The following is a 21,300-nucleotide window of genomic DNA, read 5'->3' as shown; positions in this document are numbered from 1 at the left end:
CGCTGGCAAGCCAGCTCCCACAGGGTTCGCATAGAACAATGAGAAAGGGGACAAGTCATGAGCAGCATTGAGCAATTCAGGCACGACACCCGGGCCTGGCTGGAGGCCAACTGCCCACCGTCGATGCGCACGGTGATGGGCGAGGGCGATGTGGTCTGGGGTGCCAGCCAGCCTGCGTTCCCCAGCGAAGACGCACGCTTGTGGTTCGAACGCATGCGTGACCAGCGCTGGTTCTGCCCGGAATGGCCGGAGGAATACGGTGGCGCCGGGCTGGACCCGGAACAGCTGGCGGTACTGGAAAGCGAAATGCGCCGCCTCGGCTGCCGGCCGCCGCAGATCAACCTGGGCATCTGGATGCTCGGCCCGGTGTTGCTGGCCTACGGCAGCGAGGAGCAGAAACGCAGCCTGCTGCCACCCATGGCCCGTGGCGAGGTGCGCTGGTGCCAGGGCTTCTCCGAGCCAAATGCCGGCTCCGACCTGGCCAGCCTGAAGATGGCCGCGCGGGACGCGGGCGATCATTTCATCGTCGACGGCAGCAAGATCTGGACCTCCTACGGCGACAAGTCCGACTGGATGTACGCCCTGGTCCGCACCGACAGCGGCAAGCCGCGGCACGAGGGCATCAGCCTGATCGTGCTGGATATGCGCAGCCCCGGGGTCAAGGCCCAGCCCATCGACCTGATCAGCGGCAAGTCGGCGTTCTGCCAGGTGTTCTTCGATGGCGTGAAGGTGCCGAAAAGCCAGTTGATCGGCGAACTGAACGGTGGCTGGGCGCTGGGCAAGTACCTGTTGCAGCACGAGCGCAAGGCCATGTCCAAGTTCGGCGAGATCAGCCTGCCGTCGCATTTCGATCTGGCGGAGCTGGTTCGCGAATACCTGCCGCAGCCGCAGGGCCAGGGCGAACTGGCGCTGAAGGCGCGGGCTACAGCGGTCGGCATGAATGAGCATGCCTACCAGCTCACCGTCCAGCGCATGGGCCAGGAGGCCCGCCATGGCGACGATGTCGGCGCGCTGATGGCGATCATGAAGCTGGTGCACACCGAGCAGGAGCGCGACAAGTTCGAAGTCCTGCTGGACCTGCTCGGCGGCCATGCCCTCGGCTGGGAGAGCGATGCCTTCAGCGAGCGGCAACTGGCGCTGACCCGTGGCTGGCTCAACAGCTACGCCCTGACCATCTCCGGCGGGGCCTCGGAAATCCAGCTCAACGTGATCGCCAAGCGTGTGCTTGGCCTGCCCGACGGCAAGAAAGGAGCGAGCGCATGAACCTGCGTTACAACGAAGAACAGCGTCTGCTGGCCGATAGCGCGCGGGACTTTCTCGCTGCCCGTGGCCCGGTAGCGGCCCAGCGCAAGCTGCGTGACGAGGGCTCGGCCCTTGGTTTCGACCCGCAGTTGTGGCAGGACGCGGTCAACCTGGGCTGGAGCGGCATTGCCTTTCCCGAAGCCCTGGGCGGCCTGGCGTTCGGCTGCATGGGGCTGGGGCCGGTGTTCGAAGCGATCGGCCAGAACCTGTCGGCCACGCCGCTACTGTCCAGCGTGGTACTCGGTGGTTCGCTGGTGCAACTGGCGGGCAATGCCGTGCAGCAGGAACGCTGGCTGCCGGGGGTGATCGCCGGTGGGCTGCGCCTGGCCCTGGCCGTGGACGAGCGAGCCCGGCATGACCCGGTGGCTACGACACTCAAGGCGGTGGCAGAGGGCGACGGCTATCGCCTGGACGGTGACAAGTTCTGGGTGGTGGATGGCGTGGGCGCCGATGCCTATGTGGTGGCCGCGCGCACCTCGGGCGTGGCGGGCGAGGCCGAGGGCATCAGCCTGTTCCTGCTGCCGGCGGATACGCCAGGGCTGTTGTGCATGGCGCTGCCGCTGATCGACTCGCGCAACAGCGCCCGCCTGCAATTGCGTGAGGTGCGGGTCGGCCAGGATGCTTTGCTCGGCGCGGAAGGTCAGGGCTGGGCGTTGCTGGACGCAGTGCTCGACCGCGGCCGCGCCTGCCTGGCGGCGGAACTGCTGGGCATTGCCGAGCAGCTGTTCCAGACCACCCTGGACTACCTCAAGACCCGGGTCCAGTTCGATGCTCCCATCGGCTCGTTCCAGGCCTTGCAGCATCGGGCGGCGCGGCTGTTCGTCGATCTGGCCCTGGCGCGCAGCGCGGTCATGGCCGGGCTGGCGGCGCTGGACGATGACCGGCTCGACGCCGCGCAGCGCGGGCGCCTGGTCAGCCTGGCGAAATGGAAGGCTGGCGACACTGCGATCAAGGTGGCCAACGAGGCGGTGCAGATGCACGGCGGCATTGGCGTGACCGACGAGCTGGATGTCGGGCTGTACCTCAAGCGCGTGCGGGTGGCCCAGGCTTGCCTGGGTGACCGCGACTTCCACTGCGAGCGCTATGCCGCCCTGGGTGAGTCACGATGATCGAGCAATGGCGTGATTCCTGGCAGCGCCTGCTGGCGGCCGGTTCGCCCTTTGAGCTGTGCACGCCGCAAGACGGCAGTCCCCGTTACTTCCGTCATGCCTCGCGCACCCTGCAGGAGGTGATCGAGGCCGGGCGCGCACATGGCGCCCGCGAGTTCATCGTCTGGCAGGACCAGCGCCTGTCCTTCGACCAGTACTTCGACCAGGTGGATCGCCTGGCCGGGCAGTTGCTCGCGCGCTTCGGCCTGCAGCCCGGCGAGCGGGTGGCCATCGCCTTGCGTAACCAGCCGGCCTGGCTGGTGGCCTTCGCCGCTGTGCAACGCTGCGGTGCGGTATGCGTGCCGCTGAACAGCTGGGGGCTACGTGACGAGCTGCTGCATGGCGTCGAGGACAGCGGCGCCTGCCTGCTGCTATGCGACGAGCCACGGTTGAAGCTGCTGCGCGACGACCTCGGTGCCCGCCAGCGCACCACCCTCGTCGTCGGCCTGGAGTCGGACGCGGTGCTGCCGGATCACTGCTTCCGCTACGAAGACCTGCTGGCCGCCGAAGCACTGCTGGCGCCCCTGGTGGAGGTACAGCCGGATGCCCCGGCGCTGATCCTCTATACCTCCGGCACCACCAGCCGGGCCAAGGGCGCGTCGTCCACTCATCGCGCGGTGTGCCAGGCGCTGACCGCCCTGGATTTCCAGGGCGCGTTCTGTGCCCTGAGTTCGCCGCAGCGGATCGGCAAGGTCATCGCCAGCGGCCTGGCGCCGACCACCCTGATGGCGGTACCGCTGTTCCATGTCAGCGGGCTGCATGCGCAGTTTCTCTCGGCGTTGCGCGGCGGGCGACGCCTGGTGCTGATGTACAAGTGGGACGTGGACAAGGCCATCGACCTGATCCGCGACGAGCGCTGCACCCAGTTCAACGGCGCGCCGGTGATGATGCAGCAATTGCTCGCCTCGCCGCGCTTTGGCGGGGCCGAGACCCACAGCCTGTTCGGCCTCGGGCTCGGCGGCGGGGCGTCGTCCGCCGGGCTGCTGGGGGCGATGGCCGAGCGCAAGCCGGATGTGATCGGTGGCAGTGGCTACGGCCTTACCGAAAGCAACGGCATCGGCGCGGCGATCGGCGGTGAGCCCTTCCTCTATAAACCGGCCAGTTGCGGCTGGCCGCTGCCGATCGTCGAGGTGCGCATTGGCGATCACCCTGGCGACCCTCTGCCGACCGGACAGGAAGGCCTGATCTGGCTGCGCTCGCCGACCCTGATGAGTGCCTACTGGAACCTGCCGCAGGCCAGCGCCGAAACCCTGTGCGATGGCTGGCTGAACAGCGGCGACCTCGGCTATCTCGACGACGAGGGTTTTCTCTACATCAGCGGCCGGATCAAGGAACTGATCAACCGTGGCGGCGAGAAGATCGCGGCGGCGGAGATCGAGGCCTGCATCTCCGATATGCCGGGGGTGGAAGAAGCGGCGGTGTTCGCCGTGCCCGACGCCGAGCTGGGCGAGGTGGTGGCGCTGGTGGTGCAGGGCGGGGCGCTGCCATCTGCTGACGCGATCCGCGCCTTCATCGCCGCGCGGCTGGCCGGATACAAGGTGCCGGCCCAGGTATTCCGGGTCGCCGAGCCGTTGCCCAGGAATGCGACCGGGAAGGTGCTCAAGGATCAGTTGAAGCAGAGGCTTCTTCAGTGACTCGAGCGGCCTGATCGCAGACCCTGTGGGAGCGGGTTTACCCGCGATTACGTAGGTGAATTCACCAATGCCATCGCGGCGGTCCGGCGTTCCGGTAAACCCGCTCCCACAGGGGCGCGTTGCTTTCGACACCTGCGTGTAGATACCCATGCAGCGATCAGACCCTGCAGTACCCCGCAAATCCCCCTGAATCCTTAGTCCCTCCGGACGATGTTTCCCCCACCCAATCGCCAACAATGGGTCTCACCCGAAAGTCTTTACCAGCAGGAGGCAATACATGAAAACAACAACCGCCGTCATGCTCGCGGTCGCCCTGAGTGCCAGCAGTCTGGCCCTGGCCGCCGTTTCCCCGGAAGAAGCCGCGCGCCTGGGCAAGGACCTCACTTGCGTGGGAGGAGAAGTCGCCGGCAATGCCGAAGGCACCATCCCACCCTACACCGGCAAGTATCTGGGCGAAGTCCCGGGGTGGAAGCATGTGAAGTTTTCCGGTGACCAGCCGGTGGCCCCCTATGCCGACGAGAAGCCGATCCTGGTCATCACCGCCGCCAACATGGCCCAGTACGAGGCGCACCTGACCGAAGGCCAGAAGGCCCTGCTGAAGAAATACCCGACCACCTACAAGATGAACATCTACCCCGGTCACCGCGATTTCCGCTATCCGGACTACGTGTGCAAGCGGGCCATGTCCAACGCCCTCAACGCCAAACTGGTCAACGACGGCCTGGGCATCGAAGGCCTCGGCCAGGTGCCGTTCCCGATCCCGAAAAACGGCATGGAAGTGCTGTGGAACCACCAGCTGCCGGCCCGCGCCTGGACCGAGGAAAAGATCTCCGACCTGGCCTCCGTCCTGCCCAACGGCAGCATCGGCTGGGGCCGTGCCCAGGCGCGCAACCTGTCCCAGGCCAACTCGCCGCTGGTGGAGCCGAAGACCGAGGACGGCGTCCAGGCCATGAGCTACAACACCACCCTCAAGCCGGCCCGGGACAACGGCGTGATCAGCATCGCCCACGAGCCCTACAACTTCGTCACCTCGTCGCGCCAGGCCTGGGCCTATAGCCCCTCGACCCGGCGTGTGCGGCAGATGCCGGGCTATGGCTACGACCAGCCGATGATCGGCACCAACGGCACCATGACCGTCGACGAGGATCGCCTGTTCAACGGCGCCCCGGAACGCTACACCTGGAAGCTGCTGGGCAAGCGCGAGATCTACAGCCCGGCCAACGCCTTCCGCGCCAACTCCGCCGCCTACAAGTACAGCGACATCCTGACGCCCAACCACCCCAACCCGGACGCCATGCGCTATGAACTGCGCCGGGTCTGGGTGGTGGAGGCCGATCTCAAGGAAGGCTTCCGCCATGTCTATGGCAAGCGCGTGCTGTTCATCGACGAGGACACCTGGAACGCGGTCATGGCCGACAACTACGACGCCCGCGGCCAACTGTGGAAGCACGCCATGATCAACTACTACTACCACCCCGACATGAGCGGCTGGCAGGCCGGTTCGCAGTTCTTCATGGACCTCAACTCCGGGCAGTACACCGGCTATGGCATGACCAACGAAGCCAAGAAAGGGCCAATCCTCAACGAAGGCAAGTACAGCCCGGACATGTACACCGCCGATGCGGCGCGGGCGGTGGGGCGCTGAGCGCTGTCTGCCGATCCGTTCCCTCGCAACCCCGGCGCCTGTCGCCGGGGTTTTTTCTTGGGCCTGTTCTGGTCCGCTGTTCAGCAAGACATCGCTTGCAAAAAAAATCATCTGTACCGTCCGCGACCTGCGAAGGCAGGATGCGTGCCCCTTACAAGGGGGATGAAGGCGCAGGAGGCAATCTGCGCCATTGACATACGCCGCTGCCTTTCCCGTGCGGAGCAGTCAAGAAGGACAACGCAAGGACCTCCATGAGCTGGATCAAACGCATGCTCGGCCTGCAGGCCCCATTGCCTGCGGCTGGCAACAGCACTCGCCCGCACACTGCGCAACCGCCCCTGGGCCTGGCCCCGCTGCGCATGCTCTGCCTGAACAAGCACCTGTCCCTGCTACTCGCCGATAACTCGACCCTGATCCTGCCCGGCGACGAAAAAATCTGGGCCACCGGCAGCATCGACCTCGGCCAGGGCACGCGCCTGGAGCGCTTCTACCTGGACGACGAGGACTATTTCCTCCAGGTGGTGATGCACGGCAATGCCGCCGAGGACATCGAGGACATCATCCTGTTCGGTTACCACCAGGTCACCCCGATCAGCAGCCGCGACGAACTGCTGCGCCTGACCGGTGCGCAATCACCGGTCGGCCTGCCGACCTTCGTGCTGGAGGGCATCGCGTACCAGCGCCAGTGGGGCTCGGAAGAGAGCCAGACCGAGTTGGTGCCGATGCAGGAGTGGGTGCGCAACCCGGAAACCGCTTACCGCGTGGACCACCACAGCATGCTCTACGCCCGCGACATCGACCTGGTGGATCGCCGGGAATTCCTGCTGTTCTCCGTCGAGGAGGACGAGGAGGGCAACGTCGCGCTGTCCACCGCCGTCGGCATCACCCTGCAACTCACCGATATCACCGTTATCTGACAAGGAAACACCATGCTTGAAGCACTCCAGGACTCACTCAACGCGACTGCCGTTCTTGGTTTTGTCGTCTATATCGTTGTCGCCGTGTCCCTGTTCGCTCTGTTTCAGTTCGTCTACACGCGGATCACCCCGCACAAGGAGTTCGACGAGATCCGCCGCAACAACCCGGCGGCCGCCATCGCCCTGGGTGGCTCGCTGATCGGCTTTGCCCTGCCAGCCAGCAACATCATCGCCTACAGCGTCAGTGTGCTGGACGCGGTTGTCTGGGTGCTGATCGCCGCCGTAGTGCAGTTGCTGGCGTTCGTCGGTACCAGCCTGGTGCTCAAGGGGTTGGCGCAACGCATTGTCGACCGTGAACTGGGTGCGGCCATCTATGCCGCCGCCGTGGCCATCAGCGTAGGCCTGCTCAACTCGGCCTGCATGACCCCGTCGGTCTGAGCGCAAGGAGAACACCATGAGACCCCGTAGCTCCAAGCTCCTGCTGCTCGGCGCCTTGCCCCTGGCCATCAGTGGTTGCAGCGATTCAGAGCAGAATGTCACCTACACCGTGAAGCACCACTTCAAGGGCGTGCCGGCCTGCACCGCGGCGAAGGTCCCGGTGGACCTGTGTTCCGAAGCCTATTTCCAGGCCATGATCGACCACCATCGCGTTGCCCCGGTCTACGACGACCAGACTGCGTGCGATGCCGATTTCGTCGAGGACTACTGCCAGCTTACGTCCGATGGCAAGTACATGCCGAGGATGGCCGGTTTCGAACTGGCTACGTCCGGTGAGCTGCCGCGGTCCCAGTTCGAGCAGGCCGAGTTGCACGCCCAGCAGGATGCGGCGCGTTTCGGCGGGGCCGAGAGGGTGGCCACCGGTATCCTCGCCGGCGTGCTGATCGGCAACGCCATGAGCAGCCGCAGCGCGCCGCGCTACCAGTCGAAACCGATCTACCAGAACCGCGATTCCCGTGGCATCTACCAGGCCTCGACGCTGGCCCGGCAGATAGAGCAGGGCAAGACCTTCAGTCGCTCGATCCAGCCGCAGCGCTACCAGGAGCGTGACGAGCAGACCAGTGGCTCGGGTGGTTACGGTTCTGCCGGATCGTCGGGTTCGGGTAGTAATTCGACCTTCCGCTCGGGAACCAACGGTTCCAGCATCAGCTCCAACCTGTCCCGCGGTGGCTTCGGCCAGCAGGCCACGGCGCGCAGCGGCTGGGGCGGCAAGAGCTCCGGCTTCGGCGGCTGAGGACCGGGTACGATGAAGAAGATCAGTATCGCGGAACGTCCTGACTGGCAACGCATCGTCGAAGGCGAGGGTTTCGACTTTCACACCATCGACGGCGAACGTTACTGGGACGAACGGGGCTACTACCAGTTCAGCGAGGCGCAGATCAGTCGCGACCTCGAAGCACCGACCCGCGAGATCCACGAAATGTGCCTGGACACGGTGGAACGGGTCGTGGCGAGCGAAGAGCTGTTGAGCCGCCTGGCGATTCCGCCGGCGTTCTTCGATCTGGTCCGTGATTCGTGGCGCGAAGGGCATCCGCACCTCTATGGTCGTTTCGACTTCAGCTATGACGGCCAGGGGCCGGCCAAGTGCATCGAGGCCAACTACGACACCCCGACCAGCCTGCTGGAGGCCGCCTCGGTACAACTGCTGTGGCTGGAAGACCGGATTGCCGCCGGGGTGTTGCCAGCCTCGGCCACCCAGTTCAACAGCATCGCCGAAGACCTGGTGCAGGCGTTCTCCGCGTTTCCCGCGGATGCGCCGTTCCACTTCTCGGCCATGTCCGGCTCGGTCGAGGACCGTGGCACCACCGATTTCCTGCGCCGCATGGCACGCCATGCCGGTATCGACGCGCGACATATCGATATCGAGGACATCGGTCTGCGTGGCGGACGTTTCGTCGACCTTGACGGTCAGTGGATCCAGCGCCTGTTCAAGCTGCATGCCTGGGAACACATCTTCCTGGAGCCGTTCGGCAAGGCGGTGCCGGGCTGTGACACCCAGTTCGTCGAGCCGGCGTGGAAATCGATCATCAGCAACAAGGGGGTACTGGCCTTGCTCTGGGAGTTCAACCAGGGCCATCCCAACCTGCTGCCGACCTTCGTCGACCGCGAGCCGCAGCGTGCGGTGAGGCCAGGCTGGGTGCGCAAGCCGTACTTCTCCCGCGAAGGCGCGAACATCGCCTTGCGCACCCGTGACGGCGAGTTGCTGGAGGCGGACGGTCCCTACACTGATGCACCTTATATCCTCCAGCAGTTCGCGCCCTTGCCACGCTTCGGCGACAGCTACACCCTGATCGGATCCTGGGTGATCGGCGACCTGGCCTCGGGGATCGGCATTCGCGAGGACGACAGTCTGATCACCAAGGACACCAGCCGCTTCCTGCCGCACGTCGTTCTGGACTGAGCCGCTTGTGGCTTGCCGCGCGCCGCTCTAGGATCGGTGCTTTCGCCATCACGAGGGCACGCCGTTGGATTCATTGACCCAGGCCGTTTTGGGCGGCGCCATCCAGGGCGCGCTGCTCGGCAAGGTACAAGGCCGTCGTTCGTTGTTGTACGGGGCCGCGCTGGCGACGCTGCCGGACCTCGATGTGCTGATCCGCTACGCCGACCCCGTGTCGTCCATGACCTTCCACCGGGGTTTCTCCCATTCCCTGTTCGTGCTTACCGGCCTGGCGCTGCTGTTGACCTGGCTGACCCTGCTGGTGGTGCGCCGGCGTCGGCCCGATGCCGGCTACAGCGGCCCGCGGTTGTTCCTGGCGCTGTGGCTGGTGCTGATCACCCATCCGCTGCTGGATGCCTTCACCGTCTACGGCACCCAGCTGTTCTGGCCGCTGCAGCCGGTACCGCAAAGCTGGGCGGCGGTGTTCATCATCGATCCGCTGTACACCGTGCCGCTGCTGCTCGGGGTGATCTACGCCGCGGTCAAGGGTTTCTCCGGGCGGGCGCCGGTACTGCTCGGTGGCTTGCTGCTGCTGAGCACGGCGTACCTGGGCTTCGGCCTGCTGTCGAAGAACCTTGCCGAACAGCGCTTCCATGCCGCGTTGCGCGCCCAGCAGATCGACGTGACGCAACTGCGCGCTGTGCCCATGCCGTTCAACACGCTGCTATGGCGGGTGATCGCGAAAACCCCGGATGGTCATTACTACGAAGGCGTCAGCGGCCTGTTCGACGACGACCCGCCAGAATGGCAGCGCCAACCGCTGAACCTGGATGCGGCGAAAGCGCTGGAGAGCTCGCCGCTGCACGAGCGCCTGCGCTGGTTCACCGGCGACTGGCTGCGCTATGACGTGGTCGGTGATGCGCTGGTGGTCAGCGATCTGCGCATGGGCATTCCGGGCAACTACACCTTCCGCTTCCGTATGGCCGGTTGCGACGGGCAGGGGCATTGGCAGCCGGAGACGCCGAGCAACTGGCCGGGCGCCGGGGTGGACTCGATCCGTAATCCCGAGGCGCTGAAGCTGATCCTGCCGAGGATTTTCCAGCAGCAGCCGGCATTGCCACTGCAGGCATGGACGGCGCGCTATCTCGACGGCGCTGGCACACCAGCCGGATGCGACAGCTCGCCCTGAGCGGGCGCCGAATCCATAGCCCATAGCAGCCTTTGGCAATCCACGCACCTGATATTTTTGTCAGTTGTGCAGCCCGTTCCCGCTCACTACCGTAAAGCGCATCTCTCCCTTTCCTGTGGTTTCGCGTCGGCCCGACGATGCCTCCCGCAACCGTCCTCCGATGCCCGTTCGAGGAGCTTGCGCAATGGCCAATACTTGGATAGAGCTGGGCGACGTCTGGTCGGGCCGTGATCTGGCCGAAGGTGAACGGGTCACGGTGAGCGTGTTCGACGCGTCATCGCAGACCGTAGTGGAGCAAACCACCTTCGTGCCCAAGGCCGGTCGCCTGGAGCAGATGACCTGGGTGATGGACCTGTGCGAGCAGGTCAATGCCAAGCTCAAGCTGATCCGTGCCGGCGTTCAGGTGGGCGACAAGCTGGAGATCCAGGCCAGCGGGTATCTCAACAAGTTCTGGGACATCACTGCCCGTGAGGTGAAGGTCGTCACCACGACGGCCCGCAGCAACAACTGGACCACCGAAAAGCGGGTCAGCATTGGCCTTGCCGAGGACGTCAAGGTCGGCTCCATCCTCCAGCTCAAGGTGGAAAACGCCAAGGGCCAGTTGCTGGAAACCGTCAGCTTCAAGTCCAGGCCCGGGCGCAGCACGCGCGGGCTGTGTACCAAGGACTTCTCCACCGAGATCAACAACACCAGCCTCTACGTGCGGGCCGGCTCCAGGTCCGGAAGCCTGATCGAGCCCAACTGGGAGACAGACGATAGCTGGATCTGGATTCCGTACAACGCCGACTTCAAGGTGAGCTGGACGTTCGACCAGTCGAGTGCCTGGACGGAGCTGGACGAAGTCTGGTCGGGGCGCGACCTGGCTGAGGGCGAGCGGGTCACGGTGAGCGTGTTCGACAAGACTACCCAGACCCTGCTGGAGCAGACCACCTTCGTGGCCAAGGCCGGGCGCCTGGGTCAGATGACCTGGGTGATGGACCTGTGCGAGCAGGTCAATGCCCAACTCAAGCTGATTCATGCCGGTGACGGAGACAACGGCGAGTGGGTAATCCGCGATAGCGGTTACCGCAACAAATTCTGGAGTACCACCTCGCGTAACGTGCAGGTCATTACCACGACGGCACGCCAGGACAACTGGCCCACCGACAAGCGCGTGGGGTTCTGCCTCACCGAGGATGTCCTGCCCGGCTCCACCCTCCAGTTCAAGGTGCACAACGCGAAGGACCAATTGCTGGAAACCGTCAACTTCACGTCGACGCCGGGCCGCAGCACGCGGGGGCTGTGTACCAAGGATTTTGCCATCGCGATCAACAACACCAGCCTCTACGTGCGGGCTGGCTCCAGGTCCAAACACCTGATCGAGCCCACTTGGGAAAGATCGGATAGCTGGATCTGGATGCCGTTCAACGCCGATTTCAAGGTGAGCTGGACGCTCGATCAATCGACTGCCTGGACGGATCTGGGCGAAGTCTGGTCAGGCCGCGACCTGGCCGAGGGCGAGCGGGTCACGGTGAGCGTGTTCGACAAGACTACCCAGACCGTGCTGGAGCAGACCACCTTCGTGGCCAAGGTTGGGCGCCTGGGCCAGATGACCTGGGTGATGGACCTGTGCGAGCAGGTCAATGCCCAGCTCAAGCTGATCGCTGCCGGCGTCAAGACCGGCGGCAAGCTGGAGACCCAGGCCAGCGGCTATCTCAACAAGTTCTGGGGCATTACCGAGCGTGACGTGCAGGTCATCACCACGACGGCACGTACCAACAACTGGACCACCGACAAGCGGGTCTGCATCGACCTCAACGAGGACGCCAAGATAGGCTCCGTCCTCCAGCTCAAGGTGCACAACGCCAAGGGCCAGTTGCTGGAGACCGTCAGTTTCAAGTCGACGCCCGGCCGCAGCACGCTCGGGCTGTTCGCCAAGGATTTCGCCATCGAGATCAACAACAGCAGCCTCTACGTGCGGGCCGGCGCCAAGGACGGCAGTCGGATCGATCCCGGTTGGGAAAAAGCGCAGAACTGGATCTGGATTCCATTCAACGCCGACTTCAAGGTGAGCTGGACGCTCGACCAGTCGAGCGCCTGGACGGAACTGTGCGACGTCTGGTCGGGTCGCGACCTGGCCGAGGGCGAGCGGGTCACGGTGAGCGTGTTCGACAAGACTACCCAGACCGTACTGGAGCAGACCACCTTCGTGGCCAAGGCCGGGCGCCTGGAGCAAATGACTTGGGTGACGGACCTGTGCGAGCAGGTCAATGCCCAGTTCAAGCTGGTTTGTGCCGGTGTTCAGCTAGCGGGCGAAAAGCTGGAAATCAAGAACAGTGGTTACCTCAACAAATACTGGAGTGTCACTGCCCGTGACGTGCAGGTCATCACCACGACCGCCCGCGCCGACAACTGGACCACCGACAAACGGGTCCAGATCAACCTCACCGAAGACCTCAAGGTCGGCTCCATCCTCCAGCTCAAGGTGCACAACGCGAAAGACCAGTTGCTGGAAACCGTCAGCTTCAAGTCCCGGCCCGGCCGCAGCAGTATCGGTCTGTGCGCCAAGGATTTCGCCACCGAGATCAACAACACCAGCCTGTACGTACGGGCTGGCCGGAAGTCCACACACCTGATCGAGCCCATGTGGGAGCATGGTTACAACTGGATCTGGACGCCGTTCAACGCCGATTTCAAGGTGAGCTGGTCGATCGACCAGTCAAGCGCCTGGACCGAGCTGGGCGAAGTCTGGTCGGGCCGCGACCTGGCCGAGGGCGAGCGGGTCACGGTGAGCGTGTTCGACAAGGCGACGCAGACCGTGCTGGAACAGATCACCTTCGTGCCCAAGGCGGGTCGCCTGGGCCAGATGGCCTGGGTGACGGACCTGTGCGAGCAGGTCAATGCCGATTCGAAGCTGATTCGTACCGGTGATGCCGAAAATGGCGAGTGGGTGATCCGCGAAAGCGGTTATCGAAACAAATTCTGGGGTATCACCCAGCGTGATGTGCAGGTTGTCACCACCACGGCACGTACCAACAATTGGACCACCGACAAGCGAGTGAATATCGACCTCCACGAGCAGGTCCTGGTGGGGGCCACCCTCCACATGAAGGTACACAACGGGAAGGGCGAGCTCCTGGAGACCGTAAGCTTCAAGGCCGCTGCCGGACGTAATAGCGCCGGGCTCTGTGCCAAGGATTTCGCGATCCAGATCAATAACAGCAGCCTCTATGTGCGGGCTGGTGCAAAGTCCGAGAGCCTGATCGAACCCACCGGGGGGAACGGCAAGAACTGGATCTGGATCCCGTTCAACGCCGATTTCAAGGTGAGCTGGGTGCTCGATTTGTCGAGCGCCCTGACGGAACTGGACGAAGTCTGGTCGGGGCGCGACCTGGCCGAGGGCGAGCGGGTCACGGTCAGTGTGTTCGACAAGGCGTCGCAGACCTTGCTGGAGCAGATCACCTTCGTGCCCAAGGCGGGTCGCCTGGAGCAGATGATCTGGGTAATGGACCTGTGCGAGCAGGTCAACACCGGACTGCAGCTGATCCGTGCTGGTGTTTTGGCGAGTGGCAAGCTGGAGATCCTGAGCAGCGGCTATCGCAACAAGTTCTGGGGCACCACCGAGCGGGACGTGCAGGTCATCACCACGACGGCACGTACCAACAACTGGCCCATCGACAAACGGGTCAGCATTGGTCTTGTCGAGGACCTTAAGGCGGGCTCCGTCCTCAAGCTCAAGGTGCGCAATTCGAAAGGCCAATTGCTGGAAACCGTCAGCTTCACGGCAAAGCCTGGGCGCAGCACGCGTGGCCTGTGCACCAAGGATTTCTCCATCGAGATCAACAACACCAGCCGCTATGTGCGTGCGGGTGCCAAGAACGGCAGCCTGATCGAACCCACATGGGAGATAGCAAAGAGCTGGTTCTGGATCCCGTTCAATGCTGATTTCAAGGTGAGCTGGACGCTCGACGAGGCGAACGACTTGCCGGAGACGGGTGAAGGAGATTGGTCGATCGACCTGGTGCATCACCTCACTGAACTGGGCGAAGTCTGGTCGGGGCGCGACCTGGCGGACGGCGAGAAGGTGACCCTGAGCGTGTTCGACAAAGCCCTGGATACCTTGCTCGAACAGATCACCTTCGAGCCTTTGCCCGGTTGCAGCGACCGGTACCTCTGGGTCGAAGATTTCTGTCATCACATCAATAACCACTCCGCCCTGATCCGCGCCGGAGTAGCCGGTGATGACGGCTGGGAGGTTCTGCGGAGCGGGCACGAGAACAAGTACTGGCGCGTCGGTTCCCGCGAGCTGGTGGTGGTGACCACCGTGCCCCACAGGAACAACTGGAGCACCAGTAAGCAGGTGAGGCTCCATGCCGACACGGCGCTGCCGGCGGGTACGGTTTACCGGCTGGATGTGCGCAGCAAGAACGGCGAATCCCTCGAGGTCCTGACCTTCACCCCCGGCAACAGGCGGCTTCTCGGCGCCCAGTGGGCCGAGGACCTGTGTGGCCATATCAACAGCACCAGCCTGTTCTTGCGGGCCGGCACGCAGAACGATCACTCGATTACGCCGATCGAGAACAAGAACGAGAACTTCATCTGGCTGCCTGCCAACGTTGATCTGAAGGTAACCCGGACGATTCTCTCGTTGAAGGATGCCGGCAAGATCCTCGCCGATCGCGATGCGGTGGCGGGCGAGCGGGTGACCTTTTTTGCCTTTGACGATGTCGCCGACCGGTTGCTGGACAAGATCACACTGACGACCACGACCGGACGCCTGACCAAAGAGCAATGGCCGGCGGACCTGGTCAGCCAGATCAATGCCTCCTCCAGCCATGCCCAGGCCAGCAGCAATGGCATCAGCCATCGCCTGCCTGACCTGCGCACCTTCACCACGGCACTGCACCTGGACAACTGGGGTGAGGCTTGCAAGCTGGAAGCCACGGCAGACCTGACGGCGGGGCAGGGCATCACGGTGATGGTCACGACGGCGAAGAGCGCTAGCTTCTGCGAAGCGACGACCTTTATCCCCGACCCGGCCCGGCTCAAGGCGGCGCAATGGGCCTGCGACCTGGCCAGGCACCTGAACCAGCACAGTCTCTATCTCAAGGCCGGACTCAAGGACAGCGCGAAGAAGACCATCGAACCGGCGGAAAATGCCCGGACCAACGTGATCTGGATGCCGAGCGGATCGGGGTTGAAGGTGAGCTGGACCATCAGCGCGCTGAAGGAAATTGGCTCTATCTCGCAGGAACGGGAGCTTGGGGCCACGGAGCGCTGCATGGTGTACGTGCTGGATGACAGCACCGAGCAGGTCCTGCACGAGTTCGACTTCGTGCCGAATGCCGGCCGCACCAGCAGCTCGCTGGCGCCGAATGACCTGGCCGTGAGGATCAATGCCAACACCCAGCTGATTGTCGCGGGCGAGAGGAAAGCCAATGAACGGCCCGAGCCCCTGGCCAGCAATCGCCTCAACAAACTGTGGGCCTGCACGGACAATGTGCGCGGCTTCACCACGCTGCATAGCCCGGCGAACTGGGAGCAGGGCGAATTGATCGGGAGCCACGACCTGGCGCTCGATGAGAAGGTCACGATCATCGTCAAGGGCAATACCACCGGGCGGATTTTCGAGAGTTTCCTGTTTGTGCCGAAGCTTGGGCGTGAAAGCCAGGCGCACTGGACCGAGGATTGTGCGAAGCAGATCAACGACCAGAGCCGCTTCATCAGGGGCGGAGAGGAAGACCGTACCAAGTTCATGATGGTGCCGGTGGCCAAGGCGAATGCCAACCGCTTCTGGACGCCGAAGAACTCCGGATTGGTGGTGGAATGCGTGGTAACGGCGGATCCGCCACGGCAGTATCCGAGTATGGGCAACGATGCCAAGGCGTTGTTCGATCAGTGGGATGCACGGAAATATATTTCCGTGGATGTCAGAACTGGCCAGGCGAAGTTGCAGATTTCGGTGGCTGAGCTGTTTGCCGATGACAGTTTTAGCCACCCCTATAAGGTCGGGTTGTCCTATAGCGTGAGTGCTGGTGTGCACCTACAGGTAGGTGGGGCGAATAATACGGGCACGACCTGGAAATTCGACGAGGAAGGAAAGGTGTTCCTGACATTGGTTGATGGTCGGCAGGTTGCGGTTAGTGATGAAAATGAATGGCTGAACTGCGGTGACTTCATCGTCAAAGTCAATTCTTTTGAGGATATCTTTTCAGAAACTGACCTGCTCGGAGAAGACATCGCCGCCCATATGGGATACAGCGTCTTCCATAAGAGTGGGGTTGTGGAAAGATTTTACAATACAGGGAGGTATGTTGACTTTTCCCAGCTTAAGCGCGCCACAACTCTCCATCAGTCTCGCTATCGTGCACCTTCAGGTAGATTTCTGAGTTTCCAGTACGAAGGAGGTTCGCTTAAGCAGATAATAAGAGGGAGCGACTCTGAGACGTTAATTTCGACCTCTCTTTCGCTGGAGGGAACCACGCCTGAGGGTCAGTATAAAGACATAGAATCTATAAAATTATTCCCCGGTTCTGGTTCGGAGGAGATATCTTGTGACTTGTCTCCACCCGGAGTTGATCAATACGTTTTTGAAGTTGACGGGTTCTACACGGCCGGCAAAGTTCGTTACACCATTACCAAGGACGATTCCGGACGGCTGTTGAGCATCCAGGTTGAGAAACAGCACGCATTTACCGTCGACAAGAAAACTGAAACCGATAAATCCACCTACCGTGAAACCCTCGAATACGATAGCAAGGGCAGAGTCAGCCGCCATGTGATCTGGCCAGGGGAGGGGGTCGATGAAGTTGTGCATGAATATCACTATGCCGCCACCAGCACTACGTTCACCGGCTATTTCAGCAAGGCGTCACCAAGAACCGCCGTCCTGCGACGACATTCGTTCGTCAATGGAGAATCTCTGCGTGAAGGCCATGGCTGCGAAAATGCAGTTGGCCATACCTACAACAGCCAAAGCCTCGACACCGACAACAAATGCCTCGTCTCCCATAACAGGACCTGGGCGGGCGGTGTTCTCGTCGATGAAAAGAGCATGATGACCGATGCCAATGGCTGTCCGCTCCAGCGCAATGAGAATGGCCAGGTCACCTACCTGACCTACTTCAACAACTACCAGCAGTTCCGCGTCACCGAGACCGAGGTAAAGGAGCAGGATTGGAGCTTGTTCGGCATCGTATTCATGACGCTCGACTACTTCAATCCTGTCGGCGTGTGTTTCGTTGGTGGCAAGGGCGGTCTCACCTGGGGCACCCGCATCGACACGACGGTGGAGATGGAACCCGCCAACAACGACTATGCGAAGACGGCCTTCAACCTGCCAGTGGACATCACGCACTGCGGCAGCGAGAGGCCCTTGTATGGCGATGTGGAGTCGGAGCTGGTGTGCAGCAAGGTCGATGGCAAGGAACAGGCGGTGCGCCTGACCTTCTTCGGTTACGGCAAGGTCGACGACCGTGTGCTGATGACCCAAAAGCTGACGATTCTGCAGCCCGATGTGGTCAAGGTCGATGTCACGGCGGAACAGCTCAAGGTCGCTACGGCTGCCGCCCAGGCATTCATTGACAGCCTGGGAGAACAGATAGCGAAAACCAGCGGCGAAGAGAAAAAGGGTTATCAGCAAACCCTGGCCGAACTCAAGAAGAGCCTGGAGGCGCAGAGCAAGGTCAATGGCGAAGGCTTCAGGCTCAATAGCTGGAAAGCGGCCTCCATGTCCCTGGAGACCTTCGAGTATCACATCGATGCCGATGCGGCCGGCTATGGCACGGTCAAGTCAGTCAAGACGGTACAACTGGATGCTGATGGCAAGCTGCTCGAGGGTTCGGCGCGCACTACCCGGTTCACCTACGCCTATGTCAAGGACAACGCTGGCCTGGTGACTATCACGACCACGGTCTCCAGCCCCGGAGAGACTGATATCGTCTCCAGCCAGATCCGCTCGCGCAACACCGGGCGGCTATACGAAAACGTCGACACCGCAGGGGTCAAGACAGCCTACACCTACGACCCGCAGGGCAATCTCGTCAGCGAAACGGTCAGCATGGACGGCACCGAGCAGCGCAAGACCACCTGCACGCTGGGGCGCAATTTGATCGTAACCTCCGATCTGGTCGAGGATGGCAGTACCACGCGCATTGTGCGGGATGCCCTGGGGCGCAAGATCGAGGCATGGGCCGAGCTCGGGGGCAAGTTCCTGGTGACCGATACCTGGACCTACGACAGCATCGGACGGGTGAATGAACACTGCGAAACGGACTATGGCAAGCACAACGGCAAGGACAACCAGAAAGTCGCGACCCGCAAGACCACCTGGAGCTGGGACGAAGTCACCGGCGCGCGCACGGCGGTGCATTCGTTGACCGATGCCGCAGGCAAGGAAACCAGGGTGGCCCAGGTAGTGACGCCGAGCAAGCGTGGCGAGCGTTTCACCCAGGGCGACTTTACCCTGGACCGTGAGTTCGATGCCGCCGGCACCACCTACCTGCAGCAGTATTTCACCAAGGGCGTCGGCGGCAGCAGGATCGAGCGCAGCCTGTCTGCGGATGGGCAGTTGAAGGCGGTGCGCTACCTGGCGCTCGACGAGTCCGGGAAGGCAACCGAGCGCGACAGGATCGACTACAAGTACGATGCTTATGGCCAGTTGAGCAAGGCCACGCCCAAGCTAGGCGCGGAATCGACCTATACCTACGACGCGACAGGGCGCTTGTGCACCACCACCTGCAACGGCGTCACCCTGGAAAATGTCTTCGGCGCCAGCCCAGCCCAGGTAGCGGTTGAAAGCCGCGTCAAGCAAGGCACCCGTTCATTGACGCTGGGAAGCCAGAAGGTCGATTTGCTGGGACGGGTGGCGAGCCGCGAGGTCAATGGCACGAAAACCGAGTTCAGCTACAGCGGTGCCTCCACCAAGGCCAGTCTGAAGACGGCGGGAGCCGCGCCGACCGCGCTGGCCGACTATTCCAGCAGCATCGACAAAAGCACGCGCACTTATACCCAGACCCTGGGCAAGGACAAGGCCGCGAAGAGCTCGACGCTGGTCTTCACCAGTGCAGGTCGGTTGCAGCGCTTCACCGACCTGACCGGTGCAACCACCCAGTACGACTATGACTTCTTCAATCGGCTGGTGGGGATGTCCAGCGAACACTGCGAGACCCGTCTCACCTGGGCCGATAACGGCTTGCTGAGCAGCGAAACGGTGAAGTCGCTGAAGGACAACTTGGTAATGACGGTGAGCTACGTCTATGACGAACTGGGCCAGGAGATCAGGCGGACCTTCAAGTGCGCGGGAATCGATGATTTGATCCTGGAGCGCACGCTGCTGGCCGACGGGCGTCTGGACAAGACTCTCATGAAGAATGTCAAGGGCGAGCTGTACAGCGACAGCTACGAATACGATGCCGCGTTGCGCCTGAGCCGATGGACGGCTTCCAGTTCGGCGATCTGCGTCAGCGGCGGCGACGAGCAGCTGTTCTTCTATACCAGCGACGCCTTGGGTAACGTCACAGAACGTTTGGAGCTCACGGCCGGGGCGCGCTGGGTTTTCCATCAAGATTCGACCAAGGTCGGCCCGGTAACCCACGTCTACCCATACGCGATAGGGGTGCCACTGCCGGCCACGCCCATGGGAGATGCAAAGACCTGGGACGCCAAGGGCAGCCTCACGGTGGATGGCTCGCGCAACATCAGCTACCACGGCAATGGTCAGGTCAAGAGCTACTACCTTGAACGCAACATGGCCCAGTACGTGTTCAGCTACGACAGCGAAGGCCGGGTCAGGGGCGGCACCCTGGGCAACAAGACCGACACCTACCACTACCGTGGCGACAGCGTGTATGCCCTGGTGGTGGACGACGGCGACAAGAGCGAGGGCTTCGCCAGCCGTACCCTGGTGCTGCGCAACGAAAGTCGTGCCTGTCTGCTGCAGGACGCCATCTCTGTGCAGGACGCAAATAGCAACGCCACAACCAGTCGGTCCTTCGAGCTGCGCGATGCCAATGGCACGGTGGTCGCCAGCATCGACCTCACCAGCAAGGCGATCACCTGGTTCCGCTACGAGCCGTACGGCAAGCGCTATAAGGGCACCAAGTCGTCAAGCTGGCTCGGCTTCAAGGGCGAACCGCTGAACCGCATGGGGCTCTACCACCTGGGCAATGGCTACCGCCTTTACGACCCTATCTGGGGGCGCTTCCTGTCCTGGGACAGCTGGAGTCCGTTCGATGCCGGCGGCGTGGCGGGTTATGTGTTCGGCAGGGGCGACCCGGTCAACTATCACGATCCCAGCGGGCATCAGGTCGTAGCCCAGTACAGCCGCTGGGAGGCCCAGCCGGCCATGCACAGCACAGCGTTCCGCATAGTGATGGGTGCGCTTGGCGTGCTGATCGCTCCCTTTACTGCGGGGATGTCGGTCCTGCTGGCGGTCGCCACTACTGCGCTGTCGGCGGTTTCCTTCGCCTTCGACGTGGCCTCGATCATCATTGCCGACAGCGACCCGGAACTGGCCAGCACCCTGGAAGCCTGGGGGCAGGTATTCGGTCTCGCCGGCTCAGCGGCAGGGGTGGCGATGACCGTGCATGGCATGAAGTCGGCACCCAAGCTGTCCAGCCTGTTCAAGGCGCGCGGTGGCCCGGCCATGCGCAGGCCCCCGGTCAAGTTCATCAAGACCCCGAGGGAGTTGATGAATGCGCAGAAGCTGCGTACCCAAGCGCTGGCCAGGCTGACCGAGAACATCGACAAGGCCAAGGCGGCTGGTGTCTATGACTCGATCAAGCCGGGCTTCGTCGGCTCCCAGGCGAGCACGGCGAGCGTTGCGGGCCTGAGCGACACCTTCGGCGTGCCGGTGCCAAAGCAGTTGGGCCAGACGTTGAAGTCCCAGTTCAAAGGCATCGTCAGGCAGGTCGATGACGCGCTGCTGGATGCGCTGGGACATGTGCTCGATGTCCAGACAGGCCCCGTCACCCTGGTGCAGAAGTTCCTGCCGACCCAGGAAGGCGAAACGGCGTTCATCTCGATCGCCGCCGGCCCCATCCCCGGGGACGAGAAGCTGTCGCCCTGAGGAGCCCGCATTCATCCATCAGCCAAGGACCCCGGTGCAGCACA

At 62.8% G+C, this 21,300-nt stretch carries 10 protein-coding genes; all 10 read left to right on the top strand.

All coding sequences use genetic code 11. The annotated features are described in order from the left end of the window. Window positions 1-57 precede the first annotated feature (57 nt). The gene (locus ACODSK_RS25215) at window positions 58-1,263 is read left to right on the top strand and encodes an acyl-CoA dehydrogenase family protein (RefSeq protein WP_489019815.1); all 1,206 of its coding nucleotides are present in this window, start codon (window positions 58-60) and stop codon (window positions 1,261-1,263) included. Next, entirely contained in the window at window positions 1,260-2,411 is a 1,152-nt protein-coding gene (locus tag ACODSK_RS25210; protein ID WP_489019814.1) for an acyl-CoA dehydrogenase family protein, read from the top strand. Before ACODSK_RS25215 ends, ACODSK_RS25210 begins: the two co-directional genes overlap by 4 nt. Next, entirely contained in the window at window positions 2,408-4,084 is a 1,677-nt protein-coding gene (locus ACODSK_RS25205; protein ID WP_489019813.1) for a class I adenylate-forming enzyme family protein, read from the top strand. The genes ACODSK_RS25210 and ACODSK_RS25205 overlap by 4 nt, the downstream gene beginning before the upstream one ends. Window positions 4,085-4,361: 277 nt before the next feature. After that, the gene (locus ACODSK_RS25200) at window positions 4,362-5,729 is read left to right on the top strand and encodes a DUF1329 domain-containing protein (protein ID WP_489019812.1); all 1,368 of its coding nucleotides are present in this window, start codon (window positions 4,362-4,364) and stop codon (window positions 5,727-5,729) included. 251 nt (window positions 5,730-5,980) lie between these two features. Then, window positions 5,981-6,646 (top strand): DUF2491 family protein, encoded by a 666-nt coding sequence (locus tag ACODSK_RS25195; protein WP_489019811.1) that lies wholly within the window; start codon window positions 5,981-5,983, stop codon window positions 6,644-6,646. A 12-nt stretch (window positions 6,647-6,658) separates the two neighbouring features. After that, on the top strand, window positions 6,659-7,084 hold the full coding sequence (locus ACODSK_RS25190; RefSeq protein WP_489019810.1) for a DUF350 domain-containing protein: 426 nt from the start codon (window positions 6,659-6,661) through the stop codon (window positions 7,082-7,084). A 16-nt stretch (window positions 7,085-7,100) separates the two neighbouring features. Beyond that, on the top strand, window positions 7,101-7,877 hold the full coding sequence (locus tag ACODSK_RS25185) for a DUF1190 domain-containing protein (protein ID WP_489019809.1): 777 nt from the start codon (window positions 7,101-7,103) through the stop codon (window positions 7,875-7,877). 12 nt (window positions 7,878-7,889) lie between these two features. After that, window positions 7,890-9,044, top strand: coding sequence for a glutathionylspermidine synthase family protein (locus ACODSK_RS25180; RefSeq protein ID WP_489019808.1), 1,155 nt, complete (start codon window positions 7,890-7,892; stop codon window positions 9,042-9,044). A 64-nt stretch (window positions 9,045-9,108) separates the two neighbouring features. Then, on the top strand, window positions 9,109-10,209 hold the full coding sequence (locus ACODSK_RS25175; protein ID WP_489019807.1) for a metal-dependent hydrolase: 1,101 nt from the start codon (window positions 9,109-9,111) through the stop codon (window positions 10,207-10,209). A 184-nt stretch (window positions 10,210-10,393) separates the two neighbouring features. Beyond that, window positions 10,394-21,256, top strand: a complete 10,863-nt coding sequence (locus ACODSK_RS25170) for an RHS repeat-associated core domain-containing protein (RefSeq protein WP_489019806.1) — start codon at window positions 10,394-10,396, stop codon at window positions 21,254-21,256. Window positions 21,257-21,300 lie beyond the last annotated feature (44 nt).

It is taken from the genome of Pseudomonas sp. FG98 (genome assembly GCF_057808595.1).
Note: the sequence above shows the minus strand (reverse complement) of the source record. Positions and strands in the feature narration are given on the sequence as shown.